Source organism: Ralstonia sp. Ralssp110 (assembly GCF_047325135.1).
Taxonomy (GTDB): Bacteria; Pseudomonadota; Gammaproteobacteria; order Burkholderiales; family Burkholderiaceae; genus Ralstonia; species Ralstonia mojiangensis.
Genome location: NZ_CP168608.1, coordinates 42012 through 62672, shown reverse-complemented (window position 1 = coordinate 62672; position 20661 = coordinate 42012). Strand labels below are relative to the sequence as shown.

Here is a 20661-nt window from a genome sequence, read left to right as displayed (position 1 = left end):
GATGAAATGCCTGATTATCAATTGTTAAAACATACGCCGTGATACGTTCCTATAAGATTGAATAAAGAATAGATAAATCGATAACGTAAGTCTCCGCCATCGATAAAGTCGATGTTGATCGATCGAAATAATTCGGTGGCAAAAGAAACGATGCTGCTTTAGTCTCTCAACTGCCGTTTGCTAGGCACAAGAACTCTATTGAGGGCGCTACGATCTGCCCCTTGAAAAAAAACGTGCGTCTTGACGCGCTCGTACCGAAGAGGTGTGCACTGCAAGCAAAACGGGGGCTGGTACGCCAGTAGATCTGGGACGGAGCGATAGAAAGTAGCAGTATCCATGGGCAATGAGATCTTATTGATGGTTCAAGATCAGGCGCAGCGCGACCGGCTGTCCTTCGTACTGAGAGACGCTGGACATCGCGTTCTGTACGCAGATGGGGTTGAGCAGGTTCAGGCCATGGTGTACAAGTCATGCCTACACATGATGCTGATGGAGTGGGATTGGCCGCAGTCACAGCAAGCGATTGACCAATTACTGGCACTGCGCTCTGATGCACACCTGCGGCGATTGCCCGTTATCGTAGTCTCTCGTCACAGTAGTATCCCGGCCAAGATCTCAGCATTGAATGCTGGGGCCGACGACTATGTCGTCGACCCATGTGATCCTGCCGAGCTTCATGCGCGTATTCGTTCGATACTGCGTCGATGTCCGACACAGCATGTCGATAACAGTGTTCGGTTGAATGACTTAAGACTGGACCCCCTCACGCTGAGGGTGACTGCTGAGACGCCGTCTGGCCAGCGCCCAATTCCAGTCAGTCCATTGGAATTCCGTCTACTGCACTTTTTGGCCACGCACCCTCAGCATCTGCATTCGCGCGCTAAGTTGCTTGACCGGGTGTGGGGCGGGAGTGCGTACGTCGGCGAGCGCACGGTCGACGTTCATATCCGAAAACTGCGCGTGGCCCTTGCCGGGACTGCTTGTGATGGCCTGATTCAGACGGTGCGGGGCGAGGGTTATCGGTTGGCGAGACGCAGCGTTGCTATTCAGGTGGAACAGCCCGCTAAGAGCTGCTAACAGACCCAGCCGTCGCGCCGTGAGCCTTGGGCGTTGTGGGTTGCATAGAAGAAAGAAGGTCCGCAATGGATTGTGGTAGACGCCGCAACCGCTGCTGTCGGTTGTAGCGTCTTTGGTCGAAGGCGATCTCCCGCGCATGGTCGCCAATCCATCGGCAATTGCTTGCATCACAATCTGACTGCACTCGTCCCATCAGTGCCTTGCAATACTGTTCATGAACACACTCACGACACCGCAGATGCCGACATCTCTTGATCCCGAGGCCTTGATCCGAACTTATGTGCGCGCAAAGGATGAGAACCGCCCGCACCTGATGCCGCATGCATTCGCAGCGGACGCGACACTCCAGATGACGGTCAAGTCGGAGGCCATCAGTTTCCCCGCGCGCAGCGAAGGCCTGGCCGCCATCGCCGATGTGCTTGTCAGGCGTTTCGGGCAGACCTACGACAATGTCTACACGTTCTGCCTGACAAATTCGCGCCCCGCTCGTGACACAACGCGCTATGAGTGCGACTGGCTCGTCGGGATGTCCAACAAGGTTGATGGCAACGTGCGCGTTGGCTGCGGCAGCTACGTATGGACATTCACCCTGCAGGAACGGGGGTGGCGCGTACAAACGCTGGACATCGTGATCGATGCCATGGAAGTGCTACCGCCTGACACCACGCAGGCAATCTTCGATGACTGGCTCGGCCAGCTGGCATATCCGTGGAACACAGCCCTGCAGGCCTTGGCACAGATGCCGGCGCTCGTGAAACTTGAACCGGTGCGCGCCTACCTGCACCGCCGAGCTAACGATGCCAGCGATCTTTGAGCATATCGGTTCCGCACGTTTTTCGTTCGTGAGGATCACGTGCAAGTTATGGCCGGCGCCGCACAACTCCGCGTGCACCGCATAGCCCAGGGCACCCTGGAGCCAATTCCGGTCACGCTTACCGTCAGCCCTGATATGCCCGATGGCCGGTTCGATCGAGCTGCGTCTGCGGTTGACCGTGATGTCGCGTCCCGACAGTTCACGCTTGGTTTGGAGCGTGTGCCCGCTCACGATGGAAAGGTATACGTCACGAACGCGCATGGTTCACCTGATATGAAGATCAAACGCATTGGCTCGCTGGGGGCTTTGGTTGCTGCGCTCCTTTCCGGTCACGCTGGCGCGGATGTCGTCACCGTCGCTCAAGTGTTGCCGCTGGAGGGTTCGATGGCGCCGTCAACGCGTGCTACAGCAGAGGCGGCTGAGCTGTATCTGCGTCGTGTCAACGAGGCTGGCGGTGTGAACGGACATACCATCAAAGTCGTGACGATCAACGGCTCAAGCAATATAGATACCGCCTCGCAGCGTGCCGCGGAGGTCGTACGTCAGCAGCATCCGGCAGCCTTGCTGAACTATTACGGCTCCTCCCGAACCGAGGCCCTCATCAAAAGCGGTGTTCTAGATGCCGCTCATACCCCAGTTATTGGCGCCATTGTGTCAGCAACGCAACTCCGCCAGCGCCCAGAGAACCGATGGGTGTTCTACATTCGCGCGGGCGTGAAGGCCGAGGCGGAGCGGATGGTTCGGCAAAGCGTTACCGTGGGTGGCAAGCGTGTTGCCGTGTTGTATCAGAGGGATGCATTTGGCGAGGACGGGCGAGATAAAAGTACGGCTGCGATGCAGCCACTTGGTATCAAGCCGGTCCTGACCGTTCCACTCGAAACAAAGGCGATGGATGCTTCGTCGCTGAACAAGATTGCGGAGACGGTGCTGAATGCGAACGTTGACGTGATCCTGATGTTCTCGGACAGCGTCAATGTTGGCGGCTTCCTGAAGACATATCGTGAACGTGGCGGCACTGCACTGGTGACAACCAACTCGGCGTTGTCAGCTGACGAACTCGTGCGCGCATCAAGCGCAGATCTGGCTCGGGGTGTTTGCGTAGCTGAAGTCATGCCGGCGCTCGACAAGCACGATACGAAGCTCACGCGGACCTTTGCGGCCGACATGATCGCAGTGGGTCGCCCCGACTTGGCGAAGTCGACGACCGCCCTGGAGGGCTATGTGTCGGCGAGGCTGTTTGTGGAAGTGCTACGCAAGATCTCTGGCCCGGTGACGGGTGACGCAGTACGTACCGCATTGCAGACGCGCGGCTCCTTCGATCTGGGCGGCTTTGAGCTGAAATACGGCCTGTCTCAGTTTGAGGGCTCGCAGTACGTTGACATTGGCATCATCGGCCGTGAGGGTCGTGTGCTGAATTAGCAGGAATGGGCGTAGAGCGTGCAAGGCGCCAGTGCTACTGGATGGAGTGAGAATGCGGCTACGGGATGCCCACCCCGATTCGAGGGAGAAGGCCGCTTACCGAAGCTCGTGGACGTCCCGTATATCCCACTGTAGCAAGCCAGCTCCAGTTCGATCACGATGGCATGGTGTTCGCGAATTGAGCGCCAGCCCCTGAGCTCGAGGCTGCTGCCGCCTATGGGATCACCGTTACGCCGGGTGCGATAATCCGCCGGGTCCGCCAACTTAAGCTAGGACTGGGTGTGAGATTGTTTGGAGGATCAAAAAACAAGCCACAGTTCACGCCCGCTGCGAAGGCGCGGCTGCCAGCGTTGTGCGCAGCCCTGAATCAAATCGAAGCAAGATTGGGCGTCATTCTTGAATCAACTGGCAGTGGCATCAACGGATGCCGGTGTACGAACAGGCAGTCTATTGTCGAGCTCTTCGGTGTTCGCAATTGCTTGTAGGTCCATGCGGCGCAGGTTTCGAATCGTTAATCTCTTTCTCGCAGGGCGCACGCTATTCTCGCGGTCGAACGCGCGGTCGAACGCGCGGGCGATGACGGGCGCGGGTCATCCGCACGGGATAACGAAGAGATAGAGCAACGATGCCGAATGTGACAACCGTCCTACGACGTCTGGCTGCGTGTGGTCTTGCCGTACTGGCATGCATGACCACCGCGCAAGCCGATGAAACGGATTGGCTTTACTTTCCGATGTACGCACGAGACACGGCACATGCCGTGGATTTGCGTGCGCTGAGCTGGCGGCCCGATGGCCTGTTGGCATCGGCCACGCGCTATCCCCGCTACTCGGGCGAGACCTGGTCGGAAGAAGAATCCAGCCGCGGTTGGTACAACTATGAGCGGCGGCTGATTGATTGCAACCTGGGCTTCTACGTCACGACCGATGTCCAGTTGCTGGACGGCGATGGCAAAGTCATCGCATCACGCTCCTTCAAACCGCAGGACTGGGTCGAGAGTCTGCAGCGGCAGTTGGCAGATAGTCAGACCAAGCCCTGGCCCCAGCGTGACGAAATCCTGCTCGCCTGCGCTGCCGCATCAGACACCGGTTTGAAGAAGCACCGTGCGCACTCGGCGCGCACGGTGCAGCCGCTGCTGTCGTCCAAGCCCATCATCACCGACCTAGCCGCCGAAAGCGATGCCTTGATGGGCCGGGCCCGGCCGCACTACGTCGTGAATGCTCCGCACCAACGCCCGCCGGCCACGGCCGAGACGGTGTTTGGTCGCGTGCGCCAGCAGTGGGCGCAATGGCGGCAGTCTGTAATCGGCCCCGCCGCTGCAACGCCAAGCTTGGCGGCCCCGAATGGGGCCGACATCGAGCGCCAGCTCAGCGCGTACTCGCAGCAAGCGACGCCCAGCGACATCGGCTCGGTGCGCGTGCTGCCTGGCGATGTCCTGGAGTACGTTCGGCCAGCGCGTTTTATGGAGCTTCCCGAGTTGAGCCCCAAGGACGAATCGCGCGTCGTGAACATGCGTCGTGCGTCCGTGACAATCCGGGTGGATTGCGCCAGCGGCTTGGCGCTGCCCATGTCCGTGGACTGGCGCGATGACGACGGCAAGGTGCTGCTCACAAAGCCCACGTCGGTCATCGATGCGACCACGGCTGTTCAGCATGCCGGCGATGCAGATAGCCGCGATTCGACCTGGGATCTGCGCTGGGGCGCGCGGGGCAAGGCGACTTTGGCCGGCCAACTGTGCCGGACGCTGACTCGTCTGAAGGCCAACGCGGCACCGGCAGACACGCCCGACGACGATGCGCAGGCCGCGCTGCTCTCTCGGTTGACGGCAGAGCGCTTGGCGCAGGAGAGCACGCCCGAGGCCATGCTGCTGGCTATCCGCGCGGTATGGCGCGACAGCTTGCCCTGAGCTTGCTGCTGTTGCGATCCCGCTAACTAGAATTCTCCCTGTCTCGGTTCAGTCCCGGTACACGCATGCATATGGCCTTCTCACATCCCTCATCAACGCGTCGAAACAAACTGCCGGAATGGGCCACGCGCATCGCGCTGACCTCGTTGTCCTGTCTGGCGTTGACGAGCAGCGCAGCGCACGCCACATCCTGCGAAACGCCTTTGGGTGAGCACTCCGCCATCCAGAATCTGTGCGCAGTGCATGAAGGCATGACCCGCTACTTGATTGGCGGCGCCTGGGGCTTCATGGACAAGTCTGGCAAGTTGGTGGGCGAACCGCGCTTTGACGATGCCGAAGATTTTTCAGAAGGGTTGGCCGCCGTTCAGGTGGGCAAGCTGTGGGGCTTCGTCAACAAGAGCGGGGACGTGGTGATTGCGCCCGCCTTTGAGTCGGTGGGGAATTTCTCCCATGGCCTGGCTGCAGCCACGCGGTCAGGAGACGGCAAATCGGGCTACATCGACCGCACCGGGCAATGGGTGATCGCGCCCAGCTATCAGACGGTGGGGCCTTTCCAGGCAGACACCGCCATGGTGAGCGAGTCGTACCGCAACAGCCTGCTGATTGACCAGCGCGGGCAGGTGCTCAAGCGCTTCGAAGCGGGTCTGCAGGTGGATGAGTTTCCGAATGCGTGGGGGCTGTACAAGGCCGAGCGCGACGGTGCGCGTTATCTCTGGCGGCGTGGTGGAGAGCGTATGCCGGCCCCGAAACAGTTGGCACCGTACTTCAACGATATCGGAGACGGCGATGGGCTCTGGCTGGCAACGCAGGACCAGTCGAACGGTGACGGCAGCCTTTGGGGCGCTGTAGACGAACAGGGGCACTGGGTCGTGCCCGCACGCTTTGCGGAGTTGGGGGTGTTCCAGAGTGGCTTGGCGATTGCGCGGCCGGCCAAGGACGCCGCCAATGACAAGGCGGATACCGCGACGCTGTCGGGGCTGATCGATCGGCAGGGCCATTTCGTGCAGCCGGCGCGCTACCAGCGCATCTATCGGCAGCCATGGGGTGGCTACTTTGCCGAGTACCCCGACCACGGAGGCCTCGACATCATCGGCCGGGACGGCAATGTGCTCGTGTCCGCAGAGACTTGCCGGACGCTAGAAGAGGTGAGCATCGAGTTTCCGATGGAGCCAAAGCAATGGGGCGCGGTGAAGGGCTGTGGCCAGAGCTGGGCGTTCCACGCCAAGGCAGGCATGCTTCACAGCCGTATTGCCGAGCCGACGGCCTACGCCTCCGGCACGCATCTGATGCTGATACGGCGCCCATCGGAAGACGGACAAGACGATGGCGCCGAGAAGGCTAAGCGCGCTGCCGTGCAATTCGACATTTTCGATACGGAGGGCCGCCGCACGATCTCCAGCGACGATGCCTCGATGCAAGGCGATCAAGCGCTGACGGGCCAGGACGACGACGTGTTCCTGATCTCATCTGGCAACACGCATGCGGCCCGCGAGCAGCAGGACGCGCTGCCGCTGGCCGTGATCATCAAGGACTTCGAGAAAGTCCGCGTTATCACCCGCGATGGCAAGGTGGTAACCAATCCCCAGTGGAAGTATGAGAGTAGCCTGCTCGACTACCGCTATGCATCGGGTGGCAAACCGGTGGAAGGGCCGCTGGTGGTATCAACGGAAAACGGCTGGGGTGCCATTGACGGCCGCGGCCAGTGGCTTGTCCAGCCCCGGTATCGCCGCTTGTCGACGTTTAAGGATGGGGTCGCATTTGCCTTAGACGGTAAGCAATGGGTACTGCTGGAGCGCAATGGCAAGAGCCACGCGTTGCCGGAGGAGGGCTGGCAGTTCAAGCGTGTTGCGCCGGGCGTCTACATGGGAGACCTCCGTGGCGATGGCGACGTTCAGTACATCCGCTTCGACATGGTCACCGGGCAGACGACCCGCGTGAAGCTGCCGGTGCTTGCAGGTTACGGTGATTTTCATGAAGGCGTGGCCTCGGCGCAGGCATCGGATGGTCAGCATTGGGGGCTCATCAGCGACCGTGGCGAGTGGGTTGTGCCACCGCGCTTTGATGGGCAGTTCGACGCCGTTGTTGATGAGGGGGATCGCCTCGTCGGCTGGCGAAGCACCACCTACTTCAAGCTGGGTGACTCCACCGAGAGTCTCTATGGGTGGTTCAGCCCGCAGGGTCAGGAGCTGGTGGTGCCCGCCTACAGCGCCATTGACTACGACGCCGAACATGGCGTGCTGCGCTTGACCAAGGATGGTGTGCTCAAGGGGCTGATGGCGCCGGACGGCAAGCTACTGCTGCCTGCGCAATACAAGGACATTCAGGCGGCAGGCGATTCGTATGTGCTGACGGGACCGACGCTGTACGGCCTGCTCGATGCGCACGGGGAGTGGTCGGCACCGCTGGCACAAGTTGAACTGTCAGATTTGAGCAATCGTCCCTATCAACTGAAGAGCCGTGGCGCAGACCTTGTGGCGTTTGACATCCAGGGGCGGCAGTCCACTGCCAGCGCACCGCAGCCGATTGCGAGTGGGCAGGAGGAGCCGTCGCAGTGGTGGTGGCCGCATACGGAGCATGCGTATGAGGACAACGAGACCACCGTGTTCTACGGCTTCGACTTCAAGGAGCGCGTGCGCATTCCGGGCCAGTTGCCGTCGTATGCCGCGTTCTCGGAAGGGGTGGTCACTTTCACGCCGCGCGGCGCCAGCCGAAGGGTAGGAGAGGAGCTTGCCCTGGCGGATTCGCACGGCAACGTGCTGGGGCGTTATCCGTACAAGGAAATCGGGCCCATGTCCGATGGCTTTGCCACATTCGAGCAGTTCGCTCCACGCGCGCCGGTGGGTCGAAAGCAAGCCAAGAAGCCAAGCGCGGATGACTACGAACCCCGCACGCGAATGGGTTACCTAGACCGCCAGGGCAAGGTTGCCATTCCGCCTGCGTTTGATCGTGCGGAGAGCTTCTCGGAAGGGCGCGCCGTCGTGGTGGCCAAGGACAACATCGGTATGATCGACACGCACGGCAAGCTGGTGGTGCACGGCGCGTGGATGTGCGGCCGCGAGCCAGTGATCCTCGATGCCGCTGGCCAGGTGCTGTGGCCGACGGCGGCGGCAAAGAAAAAACACTGCTGAGGGAAGGGCGGCAAAGGCTCAGCGCCCCGGTGTCCGACGAATCCGACCGGCGATGCGAGCCCCCGCGCAACTGCGACACCCCAGCCTCAAACCGCCGTTCGAAGAGCGTTTGTGAGATGCGCTCGGGTCGGTACTTGACTCGCCTCTGACCAGTGAGTTACGGTAGATCTATGCAACGCGATCTGATCCCTTTCGTGACCATCATCACAACGACGCCCATTAGCAATGGTGGGCCGTCCTCGATGCGCACGCGGTAATTTTCGCTGTTGCATAACATCAAGGGCCCCGCCGGCATAGGACGGGGCCTTTCGCTTTTGCGGCTGATCGTCTTTCGTCGGTATGACAAGAGTATGGAGTCTCCGTGACCAAAGAAAATCACCACAGCCGAAATAGCGAACGCGAAGTGATGCTTGTTATCTCAATTCAAACGATTCCTGGAAAAGGCGACGAGCAAATCGCGGCCTTTGAAAGGCTCGCGCCGATCGTGCGTTCAGAGCCAGGCTGTCTTCAGTATGATCTGCACGCCGTTGTCGGTGACGAAGACAGATTTGTCTTGATTGAACGCTGGGCCTCGACTGAGGCGTTGGCGGCGCACGACGTGACGCCTCACATGATTGCCGCCGATGCGCACAGTCCGACCTTCAGGGCTGCGCCCGCGCAGGTTTTGCATCTCACCGCGAATAGCCTCGCTTAATCGATCTGGCAATCCAACTTGCGAGTGCGGCTCAAATCATGAAACGCTGGGCCTCCCGTCGCAGAGTGGACTGCTGCACAAATTTGTGATCAGCCGTGAGCTGGCCGCCTGGATGCGAGATGGTTACCTCCGGGTTACTCGCGTCCGCATCGGCCCAACGTATCGGTCATGCACGCATGAGTTGAGCGACTGGTGCGGAACGTCAATCGCCAGCGCATCGCAGCCCAGATCGGAATTGATATGCGGGCAGGCCGCAAGATTTCACACGAAAGGTACGATCACCGTAAGCCCCCAACCGTGACCGTCTTTCACTCGGCCGGGCAGAAGGGGCCATGTTGCTTCAACCGCCTAAAAGGCGGCATCCGCTTTCCGTGCGTCGGACATCCTCCTCCGAGTTGATGGCAATGCATGCTTTTCATTCGCACTAGCGTATGTCATGATCAAGCGCATGAACATTCGAAACGCTTCGACCTATTTGCACCATCACCACGGACGCCCTTTGTTGCGCCGTGGTTCGTTTCGCATCTAGTCATTGAATCGGGAGCTTTACCGATCGGGACAACGACCAAGGCGCCTCTGGCGCCTTTTTTGTTTTTGGCCGCCTTGAAACCGTGCTGCGCTGATCGATCGATAAATTAAGGAGTGTCTTCGATGCAACAACCGTGGAAGGAAGTGTCCTTGTCCGATTTGCCACTCAGGGAGGACCTCAAGCTGCAGCACGCATACGGGGCACCGCAGCTCGACGTGCCGGTTTGCCTGAACGTCAACGAGAATCCGTATCCACCGTCGCGGGTGCTGGTCGAGCGCATCGCGGCTGCCGTGGCCGACGCGGCGCACCAGGCAAACCGCTATCCCGACCGTGACTTTGCCGAATTACGCGCGCAGTTGGCCGCGTATCTGACCCACGACACCAGGTTGACGATCGACGCGTCGAGCGTCTGGGCGGCCAACGGTTCGAACGAAGTAATCCAGCAAATTCTCCAAGCATTCGGCGGTCCTGGGCGGACAGCGCTTGTCTTTACGCCCGCGTATCCGATGTACGAAGAGTACTGTCGAACGACCTTCACGCACCTTCATGCATTGCCGCGCACCGACGATTTCGCGCTGGATCTGAACCAGGCAATGGCCAGCATTCGCGTGCACCAGCCGAGCGTGGTTCTGCTGACGTCGCCGAACAATCCGACCGGCACCGCGCTTCCCTTTGATGATATTCGCGCGATACTCGACGTCGCGCCGGGCCTAGTCATCGTGGACGAAGCCTATGCAGAGTTCCGGCGCGACGGCGTCCCTAGCGCGGTGACGTTGCTGCCCCATCACCCATGGCTTGTCGTGACCCGCACGCTCAGCAAAGCGTTCAAATTCGCGGGTGGCCGCGTCGGATACTGTGCGTGCGCGCCGGCGATCATTGAAGCGCTGAAACTCGTTCGGCTCCCATATCACCTATCCGCTTTTACGCAGGCAGCTGCTTGCGCAGCGCTCAGCGTGCGTGACGAAATGCTGTCGCAAGTGGACGCGATCAAAGCCGAGCGTGATGCGACCGTCAACTGGTTGCGGGACCTGGGACTTACGGTGGCCGATTCGGACGCCAACTTCGTGATGTTCGGCAAATTCGACGATCGCCGTCGCATATGGAGTGGACTTCTGGACCACGGTGTCTTGCTTCGCGAGGTCGGTCCGCCGAAGTTTCTGCGGGTGTCGATTGGTACCCCTGCCGAGATGGCCGAGTTTCGCACCGCCTTGCTTGCGGTGATGGCCTAGTTTCTCGAAAGCGCCTCGCACATTCCTACGCTGCCCCCCCGCCTGTGGCGATGGTCACCAGCGACGAGAGGCTGCGCAGCACGCTTTCGCGGCGGGGACGCGGCCATCACCGATGGCCACTGCCTCCATGTAGTCGGAGGTACCGGCCGCATAACGTCTGGCCCACATCAGGAGGAAGCCTGCAGCCACGCCGCCTAGCGGCAGCGCGATGCGCAACTGCCAAGGGAGGCGCTCGGCGATCTCAACCAGCGAGCCGCTGTGGCCTGTCACGTGTGGCAAAGGATTCTTGCTGCCCCGCCCGAGCCACTTCAACAAGCCGTTCCTCGGATGCTCCCGCTATTCGCCGAATGGTGGCTGTGGGCACCAAGAGACGATTTGACGCCCTCGGGCGTTGGATCCGGATCGCACCAGCAATACGCATTTCCCCCAAACCAAAGGACGAACAGCATGATCGAGAGTGTAATCAGATGGGCGAATCAGGTCCGGTATCGCAATCCCTACGGAAAGCCGCACGCCATTGATGTAAAAGCACATGGTCTGCCAAGGATTCCGAAATACCTAGGCAAGCGAGCAAACGAGACAGCCGCAGCGATTGCCGCGCACCCAGGCAACGACTTTGACAAGTTGAAGCTGATATATGACTACTTGGACGAGTACAACGATTTTGTAGCGACTTTCTCCGTCTGCAAGAAAGGCTGCAACCATTGCTGCAAGATCGACGTGGACGTCACCAAGGTGGAGGCCCTCTACATCGAGCGCTTCACTGGGAAAACGATGCACAGAAAGCGTAAGCGCTCGCAAGGGCATCGCACCGCTTGTCCGTTGTTGGGTGCCGATGGGACGTGCAGCGTGTACGAGTACCGGCCATTCAATTGCCGTACGTTCCATGCCTTGGATGATCCTGACTTGTGTGCCAAGCCCGGCGTAAATCATCTAGTGTACGGCGCATCGTCTTCGCCACAGCAAGTTGACTGTTATGCGCAGATGAATGAAATCAGAAAGGCGCTGAACCAGACCGGCGAACGGAAGGACATCCGCGACTATTTTGGTAAGTGAAGCTCGCCGTGCCCATCATTCCGGAGAAGGTGCATTGACGATCCTGCCGGTGCCAATTCCGCTGGGCTAGGCGAGCGTATTGCCTACCGCTCAGGATCGTTGCCGGGTTCGGGATCGGAGCGCGGAACATCGCGCTCCGGCGTCCCGCCCCGCGATGGCTGCTGGCCAGGCGGTTTCTGCTTGCCGAACAATGGATTACGCTCTGCTGCAGACTGCTGAGTCTGGTCTCTCCGTTCCCGCAGTTCCTGGGCCATATCGCGACGCTCCACAAAAATCCGCTGAATTGCGCCATCAGCAAACTCAACATGGAGCCGCGCATCGGCCGCCACCCGCGCCGCCTCCATCTGGAACTCCAGCGGCCCGGTTAGCTCCAGCACTGGCCCAAACTTCCGCTGCGCCAGGCGCAGGGCAATCTCGATCACATCCCGATCGTTCTGCCACAGACGCACCGACTTGCCCTGGTCAACCAGCAGCGCAGCACCGTTGCGCTGGTACTCCACGTCGCCGTTGCGCTGCACCCGGTGCGTGATGACGGGACCGTCGTACAAGATCGCGTTGGGCTGCACTGGCCGCGCAGATCGGATGGTGAGTCGACGCGCATCCTCGGCCGGTTCATCAGGCCGCAGCCGCTGCAGCTCGAACAGCGCCGCGGCGTCGCCGCGCTGGCCACGTGCTGCGAGATACGCCAGGTAGCCCATCCGATTGGCATGATTTGGTCGGGCGCCATGATGCTCGACTTCCTCGGCAACGGCCATCCGACCTATACCGCAGCCCACGACGCGAGCCTCCGCGCGATCCAGACCACTCTTAGCAAGGGCCCCCGAACTCCAGACATGGGGCAAGGCCAGCACCGTCGACGTCGGGCAACAGAACTACTTGTCGGGGCAATCGTTCCGACCACGTAAAATCTGGCGGCAGTCGCTCACAGATCCGCATGCGGTAAGGTCTTGCGATTTCACGGCTCTTGCACATGAAGAATTGATTCCTCTCATCCAGTCGACGCTACAGCCGATAGATGGACCATACGTCGTCCTTGGGGAGTCATTTTCGGAGCCTCTGACCAAGCAACGTTGTTCGTTTTGCCCCGAATTCAAGCAAGAGGCTGCCTGTCGGGATCTCGTCCAGAGCTATAGCCATAGCGAGGCAAGTCGCTCGGTCCGCGTCGCCGAGTCGGTGCTACGGCGCCGGGTGCAGCAGCTCCAGACGGAGCGCCAAGGCATCGCGCCTCAAGGCAAGGTCATGACCGCGGATCAGCAGCGTATCCAGGAGCTTGAGACCGGCAAAAGACGTTCTCGCGTTTTGGTGCTGACCGACGGATCGAAACGCAGCCGATACGCCGGCACACCGAGCACGAACACCTCCAGCAAACGCGTCTTCTCACGGCTGCTTAGACGCACCGGGTCCCACACCCAGGTCCAGCTAAACCGCTTGCCGCAGGCTCGGCACTTGAGCCGCCCGTCGAACAGTTTGTATGGCCTGCTTGCGGAACATTCAGGACAGCGTTTTATCGTCGGACCAGAGTAACTCTGACTCTGGTCCGGTTTGGGGGAAACCACCCAATATTTACGGCTCGACGAGCTAGATCCGGCGCCCGTCTTGTTGGAATGTGCACTCAAGGCGACTAGATAAGTGCATCGGTCGCAACTACGCTAGAGAACCTGTGGCGCCAAAACGGCAAAAAAAGCCTGCGCGGGCTGACGTTTTTTGCGGGGAACCTCGATGCAAATTTCAGTGAAAACCGGTCACGGCCAGGTCGAGGTCCATACCGCGCGACGGACAGACAAACGATGGTCGAGTGACTATCGTTATGTTCCGCATCACGGCACACCAACTGAATGGACATCAGCCTACTCGCCCGAGGGATTCCTCTCTGAGGGGATGGCGTTGAACGCGGGCATTCTGATGGCTAAAGAACTTGCGCAGCAACGCGACGCTCAACGTCACACCACGAAGGCTGGGAAAGAGAGATCGGTGCAACGCGCACCCCCTCCCTAACCCATTCGTGGATCGCAAGGCGCGATCCTGCAATGGCTTCATACCAAGCGAACACCGAGGTGGTCCTCTTCATATCCCCCTAATGCCACCGGTGTTCCTGTCTGGAATAGCCCCTTCTGAACCCCTCGCCAGTTTCGAGCGCATCCGCATTCAGTTGGCTATTGCGCCGTGCTGGCATCCACCCAGGTAAAGCCCAGCGCAGAGATGCCGGTAATGAGTTGTTGGAAGTCAGGGAAGCCCGTGGCAACCAGCCCCGGCTCCAGCCAGAACGGATGGAAGAAGAACGAGGCAAAGCCGTCGCGTACCACCAGAGCGTAGGTGGCGTTGGTCAGGATGTCCGCGACGTTGTACGTCAGGCAAGACGACGGATCGATTGCGCAGATGTTGTATTCCACGTTGCCGAGGTTCTCCGGAATCACGCGTTGGCCGTAGTAGTCCTTTTGAATGATGTAGGGGAAAAACTGGCCAACCGAGAAGTCGTGTCCCGGCGCCGTCGAAGCAAGCGTCTGCGGGTTGTCCGACGTGTAGTACACCACGCGCTGATAGGTGTTTTTAAAGTACTTCGGCACAGCCTTGATGGCCAATGGCGACGACTGGTAGTGCGGTGCCTCCCACGCAAATGGGAAGTATCCGTTGAGCTGCAGTTCCAGCAACCCGGCCGACAAGCGACCGGCCGCCCATTGGGTCGAATCCTCATTCACGGGCCGGTTCAGCGTGGCGAGCCAGAACTCATAGTCGTTCGCGCTGACCGCGTTGATCAGGTTCGGAATGTTGCTGTACTGGTGCGTGTAGCCGTGCATCAGGACGTGACCGCCGCGCGCCCGGGCGTAGTTCAGCGCCTGCTTCAGCCCCGTTGCGTTGACCATGTGGATGGTCTGCGCCACGCCGCCGTTATAGACACCGTTCGGATCGGTGTACACCGGGATGGTCGCAATCGAGAACGGAACCTTCTGGCCGTACAGGTAGTCCGTCAACTGCTGCATCGAAGACACCGTCGTGGTGGCATTCACGTCTTCCAGACGGACCAGCGCACGGTGCAGCGTGGGCGCATTGGTGCCCAGAATGTCATGCAGCATGTCGCAGATCACCAGGTAGCGGTCACGCGGTCCGATGTACGAGAACGGCATGTCGGCGAAGTACCAGAAGTTTCCCGAGCGAATGACATATGGCACGGCCGGCTTCGTGGTGGGGCTGACCGAGTTGGAGATGGTCACCAAGGTCGTGGCCTTGGTTGCATCGGCCACCGCCGTCACGCCGATGTCGGGGTCTGCAGTAACGGCCCCGGTCGTGGCATTGAAGGCGTAGTACTTGGTCATGGTCTGGCTCTTGTACGTGATCGTGTCGTAGAAGCCAGGGTTCGGTGCACTGGCCGACGGCGTCGCATTCATGCCAGCCAGATTGACGAAGTTGATGCCGTAGCGCGTGGTGAACGGATAGGCCGTGTTCCAGGCCAACTCCCACAGGTTGTACTTGAACCAGACGACGGTCTTCTGCGTGGTGCTCACGTCCGAGAGGAACGCCGCCGGTATCGGGTTGTTGTAGTAGCTTCCCATGTAGAACGTGGCGGTGTACTGCTCGGTCATGCCCGCCGTGTAGTTCTGCACGGGCAGCATGGTGATGGTGGTGTTGAAGTGCGCGAGCAGGTTGTACAGCATGATCGCGTACGCCTTGCCCAGGTTGGTGTACGGGTCATTGGCGGGCGCGTCGTACAGCACCAGCATCTTGGCCGGCGTGGTCTGCGCTGATGCCGATCCGCCGATCGTCACGCAGATGGCCCCGACCCCGAGGGTACAGGTGGCGCTCTGAGACAGCTCCGTCAGCGAAACGCCCAGCAGGCCGCCCGCAAATACCAGCGCACAGAGAAACTTTCGAAACAGCGTCTTCATGATGACTCTCCGGCTCATGGGCAATCATGGGCGATACACCGAGCCATCCGCTTGGCGGTAGAGCCCGAGGTTGAAGTTGGGGCCACGGTCGTGGCCACGTTCGGTACCCGTTACCTCGTTTTCCGGCATACCAGGACGGACTTCAGTCATGACAACGGTGCGTGGCGGTGGAATGACCTGTCCGTTCTCATCCATGACGCCGTAGCCGTAGGCGTAGGCGCGCGCGCCACCAGTCACGGGCTTGGGTGTGGCTACCGCCACGACAGTGGGCCGCATGGGTTGCGCAGTTGTAGTCGTCGCCGTTGTATATGCGGGTGCTTCTTTCTTGTTTCCGCTCTCACCGCCGCTGCCGGGGTCCGTAGCGCTGGCCACGACAGCGAGATTGTCCGCATCGCCGGCCCATGGTGGCGATACGATCAGCCACCCGGCAACGAGGGCGGAGGCCAACAACACGCCTTCCCCGATTCGTTTCGCTTTCATCAAAACCTCCCACCCAATCAGGCGACGCTATGCCGGTAACCAATGCACAGTGGCCTTTGTCGCTTCCTTCTTGATGATTTCCAGACCTTGGTGGTCGTTTGACCACACAGGGTATGCAATTAATCAACCCGGGAAATTTCAGGGCACCGCCGCAATCACCATCCCGCGCGGGATATTGCCGCTGGCCGCCGACCCATTCGTCACCGCGGTCAGCTTGCCGGTGGTGCCGTCCACGCGGTAGGCGGTGACGGTGTTGTCAACGCCGCTCACCACATAAGCGAAAGTGCCTGCGGGGTTCAGCAGGACAGTGACGGGGGCGTTGCCGGTGGCAGTGGTGTCGATAAGCGTCAGGGCGCCATTGGTTGGATTGATCGAGAACACGCTCACGTTATTGCTGAGCACATTGCTCACGTACAGGAAGCCGCCTGAGGGTGAAATCGACATATAGAACGGGTTGGTGCCCGCCGCGACCGGTGTGCCCGATGCGGTGAGTGCGCCAGTGTTGCTGACGCTGTAGATGCCGATCGTGTTGTCTGCAGAGTTGGCGACATACGCAAAGCTGCCGGCCGGGTTAACCGCGATGAACTGCGGCGTATTGCCGGTGTTGGCCGTGGTGCCCACCTGCGTGAAGGCGCCCGTGCTGTTGTTGATGGCAAATGCCATGGCTGTGCCGGTGGTGCTGCCGCTGTTGGCGTTCACCACGTAGGCGAAGGTGCCCGCGCTGTTGATGGTGACGGTGTACGGGTTGGCGCCTGCCGTGATGGCTGACAGTGCAGTCAGCGCGCCCGTGCCGGTGTTGACCGAAAACGCCGAGAGCGTGTTATCTCCAAAGTTGGCCGTGTACGCAAATTTGCCGTTGGGCGTGCGCGCGATGCTGAACGGCTGTATGCCGGTCACAGTGGGCGAGCCCACCACGGTCAGCAGCCCGGTGGTCGAGTTGATTGACAGCGTGGTGATGGTGTTGTCGTTGGCGTTGGCCACGTACACGTACTTGCCTGCCGGATCAACGGTGAGCGACAGCGGCCCGAGCCCGACGGCCACTGCCGTGCCGATGGCTGTGGGAATGCCAGTGGTCAGGTCCAGCGTGAAGGCGGAGATGGTGCCGTCGTTAGAGTTCACGGCATACGCAAACAGCGGCCGTGGTGCGCACGCCACCGCAATGTTGGTGACATTGCTGGTGCCCACTGTGCCGCTGCCGTTGGTGACGGTGCAGTTTTCCCCTGAAGGCCGGGTGCCTACCGTCGCAGCGTACGGCCTGCCCTGCGCGAGCGCGGTTGGGAAGCGGAAGTTGCCGTTGGCGCTGACGGTAATGGCGTCGCCGCCGTTGTTCAGCAGAGTGACCGATTTGCCCGTAGTCAGGCCGCTGACGGTGCCGCCCACGCCAAAGGTTGTCACCGGTGAGGGCGCGGGCGCTGGCGTGGGGGCGGGCGTGGCGTTGCTGCTCGGCGGGTTGGCCGCTGGGGGCGAGGCATCACCGCCGCCGCCGCAGGCCGTAAGCCCCAAAGACATCGCCGCCGCTGCCATTACCAGCGCCGCGCCGTGGATGCCGCGCGCGCGTGTCGCACTGCGAGGGGGAATCGGTGCGGGCGTTGGTTGCCCATGTGTGCCGCTCGCGCGTTGCGCTTGGGCGATTGACAGCTCGGCCATGGCTCCCCCCGCTCTGGTTGTCGCGAGTGTGTGGACTCGTGTTCCCCAAAGCATAGGAACCCCGACCCATATGCCGACATAGGCTAATTGACCGACGAGGCCCTCCGCTTCATGGACGGGAACGTGCGGTGTGCGCCGGTTGCAAGCGTTTGGCGCGATACTTGGGCCACTGTTGCTTGCCTTGCCATGCTTGGCTCCGCCGTTGAGCGGCCGCACATTCTGATCGCAGGCAATGCGAGACAGGACAATTCGACTCTTTGCAGCTGGTGACCATACGAAAGGCGGCCAGGGCGTTTCACGTCCACGCCGTGCTGGGTTTCCAACTGTGTTCGTCGGCGCAGAGAATATGGTCCGATACACTGAGGACGCCCTCGCGTTACCGTCGCGTACTGAAAAACTGTGCGCCGCCGGTGCAATGGGAATCCTACCGCCCGAGCAAAAAGGACTCTCAGAGGTCTGCCGATGTGCAGCGTTGAGTGGACCGAGAACATCTTCCAGAAGGAGCGCGGCATATGCCAACCAAAACGAAGCGTGGCCCCACCCACTCGGCCACACGCGGGACGGTCCTACCGCGCAACCGCAACGTCGCGCTCGCAGAACTGCGTAACCTGAAGATGGCCAAGTCCGCGCACGCGTTCGTGCGCGGCAGCACTACAAAGTTCTACGAGTGGTTGGAAGAAATCAGCCCAAGCACGTTACCAGCGGGCCCGGCCATCTGGATATGTGGGGACTGCCACGTGGGCAACATTGGCCCTGTGGGCGACACCGCCGGCCGGGTCGCGATTCAGGTCCGCGATATGGACCAGACAGTCATCGGCAATCCGGCACACGACCTGATCCGGCTGGGGGTGTCTCTCGCCACGGCCGCACGCGGATCGGACCTGCCCGGTGTTGTCACCGCGCAGATGGTCGAAGCGCTCATGGCGGGCTACATGGCAGCTCTGAAGGCGGGCCCCACGCATCGGCTTCCGCCCAAGCCTCCAGCAGCGAAGACCGCCATGAAGGCTGCGACCCGCAGAACATGGAAGCAACTCGCGAGCGACCGCATCGAAGACGCGAAGCCGACGATCCCCCTCGGCAAACGCTTCTGGCCTTTGCGCAAGGCGGAGCGCGACGCGCTTGAGGCGCTTTGTCGGGAAACCATGCTACCCCTTCTCGTTACCCGCCTGTACTCCCGAGAGCCTGCGGACCAGATTGAGCTTATGGATGCAGCGTATTGGGTAAAGGGATGCAGCTCGCTGGGGCGGCTCCGCTATGCAGCGTTGCTTGCCGTCGGAACAGGGAAGAACCGGCACTATTGCCTATTGGATTTCAAGGAGGCTGCAGCGCCTGCGGCGCCCAGGCAGCCGCAGACCAATATGCCGCGCGACAACGGCGAGCGTGTCGTCGCGGGCGCAACGCACCTTGCGCCGTTTCTGGGAACCCGGATGGCTGCCCTGCGGGTGTTGGATACCAGCGTCTTCGTGCGGGAGTTGCTCCCCCAAGACTTGAAACTTGAGATTGACACGCTGCCGCAAGCGGAGGCCACTGAAGTCGCACGCTACCTCGGCGCGGTAGTCGGTGTCGCGCATGGGGGACAACTTTCGCGAAACGATGCTGGGGTGTGGCGACGCGAGCTACAGCGGCGCCACGGTAAATCCATCGATGCGCCGTTCTGGCTGTGGACGAGCATCGTGGATCTGGTGGGAAGACACGAACGCCAATATCTTGATCACTGCCGGCGCTGGGCGTTGGGACACAGCACCACCACCTAAATCTTTATGGGGCACCTGTGCTAGTCCGCCTCTTCATTGCGAGATGCCAGAGGGGCTGCAAGACGGGGGGACGCAGCAGCAGCAGAAGAAGACAGCGCTGATCGCCTTAAGCCTCCATATCGTCGTGACTTCGTTGCAGCGCCTAGAAGTTGCTCACCTCACCGCGTGTTTTAGGAGGAGTCGTCGCAATGACGCTTCGGCCGCGCCTAGCCCTGCACGTGGATGTCGCTGCTGATGATCGTGCCGAAGGAGCGCGGACTGTCGTCGCGGCCATGTGCCGGGGCGGCGACCGTGGCCTGCGGAGCGAGTGCAGCAGTGGCCATCTGTTTGGCTTCTATGGGGATCGCCTCTCATCTTGTTGCCGATAAAAAAGTGCCCGCCGGGGGACGGAGCACAAAACTGTTGGTCGTGTATTCCCGATTCCAGTCATTTGATTCACCTGCACGACCCCGTAGGTGTTGCGTAGCGCCGCCGCGCCTCGCTTGTTCTCCGGTGCCAGGGCTGTGTCTTGACTGACCACGAACCTGCGCCGCCACGCCAGACAATGCACTCTCAGCAAGCGGCTCGATGTAAGGCATTTGTTGTTGCACGACTGATGTGGAGGCTGCGGCCGCCGCGAAGTTCAGCGTCATCGCAACGTCAGCGGTAACTGCGGTCTGCTCAAGCGTGTAGTCGGCCGGCAAGTGCCGAGCATGGCGCTACGAGGTGTTTGTTGGCATGGCTCGCGCCTCCCCGCAGGGCATGGAGCGACATCTGTGCCATGTCGGTTTCGGCCTTGATTTTGCGGGGCATGCGTCCGTCTCCAGTCGCACTGAGCGGCACGAAGCGGGCATTTCTGTATCACGGCTGAAACAAACGTGGCGCTCGCGTACGACGACATAGTTAGAAGGGGCGGCAGGTCCAGCGGAAATCACGCAACATTTCAGTGCGACTCCGGCCGCTCGCGATGTTGCCTGCCGAGTGCTCCGGTAGAACTTATCCATGCTGAGGGTGGCTCATCCGACACTCGTCTTTTCAGCCCACACGATAAGTCGCGGGCTTTTTTTC

At 60.7% G+C, this 20661-nt stretch carries 13 protein-coding genes and 3 pseudogenes; 10 read left to right on the top strand and 6 right to left on the bottom strand.

Going from position 1 to position 20661, the window contains the following annotated elements:
* Positions 1–336: 336 nt before the first annotated feature.
* Both ACEN9T_RS00280 and ACEN9T_RS00275 read left to right on the top strand, forming a co-directional pair.
* Complete coding sequence (locus ACEN9T_RS00280) at positions 337–1077, top strand: winged helix-turn-helix domain-containing protein (protein ID WP_413705638.1); 741 nt, start codon at positions 337–339, stop codon at positions 1075–1077.
* Positions 1078–1315: 238 nt separating this feature from the next.
* Positions 1316–1891: a nuclear transport factor 2 family protein gene (locus tag ACEN9T_RS00275; protein ID WP_052672830.1), complete on the top strand. Its 576-nt coding sequence runs from the start codon at positions 1316–1318 to the stop codon at positions 1889–1891.
* Between the two features lie 30 nt (positions 1892–1921).
* Here the strand turns inward: ACEN9T_RS00275 and ACEN9T_RS00270 are convergent.
* A pseudogene (locus ACEN9T_RS00270) lies at positions 1922–2062 on the bottom strand (IS5/IS1182 family transposase); the annotation flags it as partial.
* A gap of 102 nt (positions 2063–2164) precedes the next feature.
* Here ACEN9T_RS00270 and ACEN9T_RS00265 point away from each other — a divergent pair.
* From ACEN9T_RS00265 to ACEN9T_RS00245, 5 genes are all read left to right on the top strand, one after another.
* Entirely contained in the window at positions 2165–3310 is a 1146-nt protein-coding gene (locus ACEN9T_RS00265; RefSeq protein ID WP_413705637.1) for an ABC transporter substrate-binding protein, read from the top strand.
* A gap of 688 nt (positions 3311–3998) precedes the next feature.
* Positions 3999–5216: a hypothetical protein gene (locus tag ACEN9T_RS00260; protein WP_045204876.1), complete on the top strand. Its 1218-nt coding sequence runs from the start codon at positions 3999–4001 to the stop codon at positions 5214–5216.
* Between the two features lie 251 nt (positions 5217–5467).
* The gene (locus ACEN9T_RS00255) at positions 5468–8344 is read left to right on the top strand and encodes a WG repeat-containing protein (RefSeq protein ID WP_413705636.1); all 2877 of its coding nucleotides are present in this window, start codon (positions 5468–5470) and stop codon (positions 8342–8344) included.
* Between the two features lie 361 nt (positions 8345–8705).
* Positions 8706–9038, top strand: a complete 333-nt coding sequence (locus tag ACEN9T_RS00250; protein WP_413705635.1) for a putative quinol monooxygenase — start codon at positions 8706–8708, stop codon at positions 9036–9038.
* Between the two features lie 651 nt (positions 9039–9689).
* Positions 9690–10796 carry a histidinol-phosphate transaminase gene (locus tag ACEN9T_RS00245; protein ID WP_413705634.1) on the top strand — a complete coding sequence of 369 codons (1107 nt, stop codon included), beginning with the start codon at positions 9690–9692 and terminating at the stop codon, positions 10794–10796.
* A gap of 37 nt (positions 10797–10833) precedes the next feature.
* On the opposite strand, the pseudogene ACEN9T_RS00240 reads toward ACEN9T_RS00245, so the two are convergent.
* Positions 10834–11066, bottom strand: a pseudogene (locus ACEN9T_RS00240) (chloride channel protein); the annotation flags it as partial.
* Positions 11067–11243: 177 nt separating this feature from the next.
* Between ACEN9T_RS00240 and ACEN9T_RS00235 the strand changes: the two are divergent.
* Positions 11244–11852, top strand: coding sequence for a YkgJ family cysteine cluster protein (locus ACEN9T_RS00235; RefSeq protein ID WP_413705633.1), 609 nt, complete (start codon positions 11244–11246; stop codon positions 11850–11852).
* Positions 11853–11935: 83 nt separating this feature from the next.
* Here ACEN9T_RS00235 and ACEN9T_RS00230 read toward each other — a convergent pair whose 3' ends face one another.
* Positions 11936–12607 (bottom strand): LPD7 domain-containing protein, encoded by a 672-nt coding sequence (locus ACEN9T_RS00230; RefSeq protein WP_413705632.1) that lies wholly within the window; start codon positions 12605–12607, stop codon positions 11936–11938.
* 301 nt (positions 12608–12908) lie between these two features.
* Here ACEN9T_RS00230 and ACEN9T_RS00225 point away from each other — a divergent pair.
* Positions 12909–13127, top strand: a pseudogene (locus ACEN9T_RS00225) (transposase); the annotation flags it as partial.
* A gap of 878 nt (positions 13128–14005) precedes the next feature.
* Here ACEN9T_RS00225 and ACEN9T_RS00220 read toward each other — a convergent pair.
* From ACEN9T_RS00220 to ACEN9T_RS00210, 3 genes are all read right to left on the bottom strand, one after another.
* Positions 14006–15733, bottom strand: a complete 1728-nt coding sequence (locus ACEN9T_RS00220) for a DUF2334 domain-containing protein (protein ID WP_413705631.1) — start codon at positions 15731–15733, stop codon at positions 14006–14008.
* Between the two features lie 24 nt (positions 15734–15757).
* Complete coding sequence (locus ACEN9T_RS00215) at positions 15758–16213, bottom strand: hypothetical protein (protein WP_413705630.1); 456 nt, start codon at positions 16211–16213, stop codon at positions 15758–15760.
* Positions 16214–16351: 138 nt separating this feature from the next.
* Complete coding sequence (locus ACEN9T_RS00210) at positions 16352–17860, bottom strand: lactonase family protein (RefSeq protein ID WP_413705629.1); 1509 nt, start codon at positions 17858–17860, stop codon at positions 16352–16354.
* 512 nt (positions 17861–18372) lie between these two features.
* Between ACEN9T_RS00210 and ACEN9T_RS00205 the strand changes: the two genes are divergently transcribed.
* A complete protein-coding gene (locus tag ACEN9T_RS00205; RefSeq protein ID WP_413705628.1) occupies positions 18373–19614 on the top strand; it encodes a DUF2252 family protein in 1242 nt (413 codons plus the stop codon).
* Positions 19615–20661 lie beyond the last annotated feature (1047 nt).

Bases quoted from the DNA above. Each gene is read 5' to 3' on its own strand.
- ACEN9T_RS00210 (WP_413705629.1), bottom strand. From the start codon at position 17,860: ATGGCCGAGCTGTCAATCGCCCAAGCGCAACGCGCGAGCGGCACACAT.
- ACEN9T_RS00260 (WP_045204876.1), top strand. From the start codon at position 3,999: ATGACCACCGCGCAAGCCGATGAAACGGATTGGCTTTACTTTCCGATG.
- ACEN9T_RS00220 (WP_413705631.1), bottom strand. From the start codon at position 15,733: ATGAAGACGCTGTTTCGAAAGTTTCTCTGTGCGCTGGTATTTGCGGGC.
- ACEN9T_RS00230 (WP_413705632.1), bottom strand. From the start codon at position 12,607: ATGGCCGTTGCCGAGGAAGTCGAGCATCATGGCGCCCGACCAAATCAT.
- ACEN9T_RS00275 (WP_052672830.1), top strand. From the start codon at position 1,316: ATGCCGACATCTCTTGATCCCGAGGCCTTGATCCGAACTTATGTGCGC.
- ACEN9T_RS00205 (WP_413705628.1), top strand. From the start codon at position 18,373: ATGCCAACCAAAACGAAGCGTGGCCCCACCCACTCGGCCACACGCGGG.
- ACEN9T_RS00245 (WP_413705634.1), top strand. From the start codon at position 9,690: ATGCAACAACCGTGGAAGGAAGTGTCCTTGTCCGATTTGCCACTCAGG.
- ACEN9T_RS00280 (WP_413705638.1), top strand. From the start codon at position 337: ATGGGCAATGAGATCTTATTGATGGTTCAAGATCAGGCGCAGCGCGAC.
- ACEN9T_RS00215 (WP_413705630.1), bottom strand. From the start codon at position 16,213: ATGAAAGCGAAACGAATCGGGGAAGGCGTGTTGTTGGCCTCCGCCCTC.
- ACEN9T_RS00265 (WP_413705637.1), top strand. From the start codon at position 2,165: ATGAAGATCAAACGCATTGGCTCGCTGGGGGCTTTGGTTGCTGCGCTC.
- ACEN9T_RS00235 (WP_413705633.1), top strand. From the start codon at position 11,244: ATGATCGAGAGTGTAATCAGATGGGCGAATCAGGTCCGGTATCGCAAT.
- ACEN9T_RS00255 (WP_413705636.1), top strand. From the start codon at position 5,468: ATGACCCGCTACTTGATTGGCGGCGCCTGGGGCTTCATGGACAAGTCT.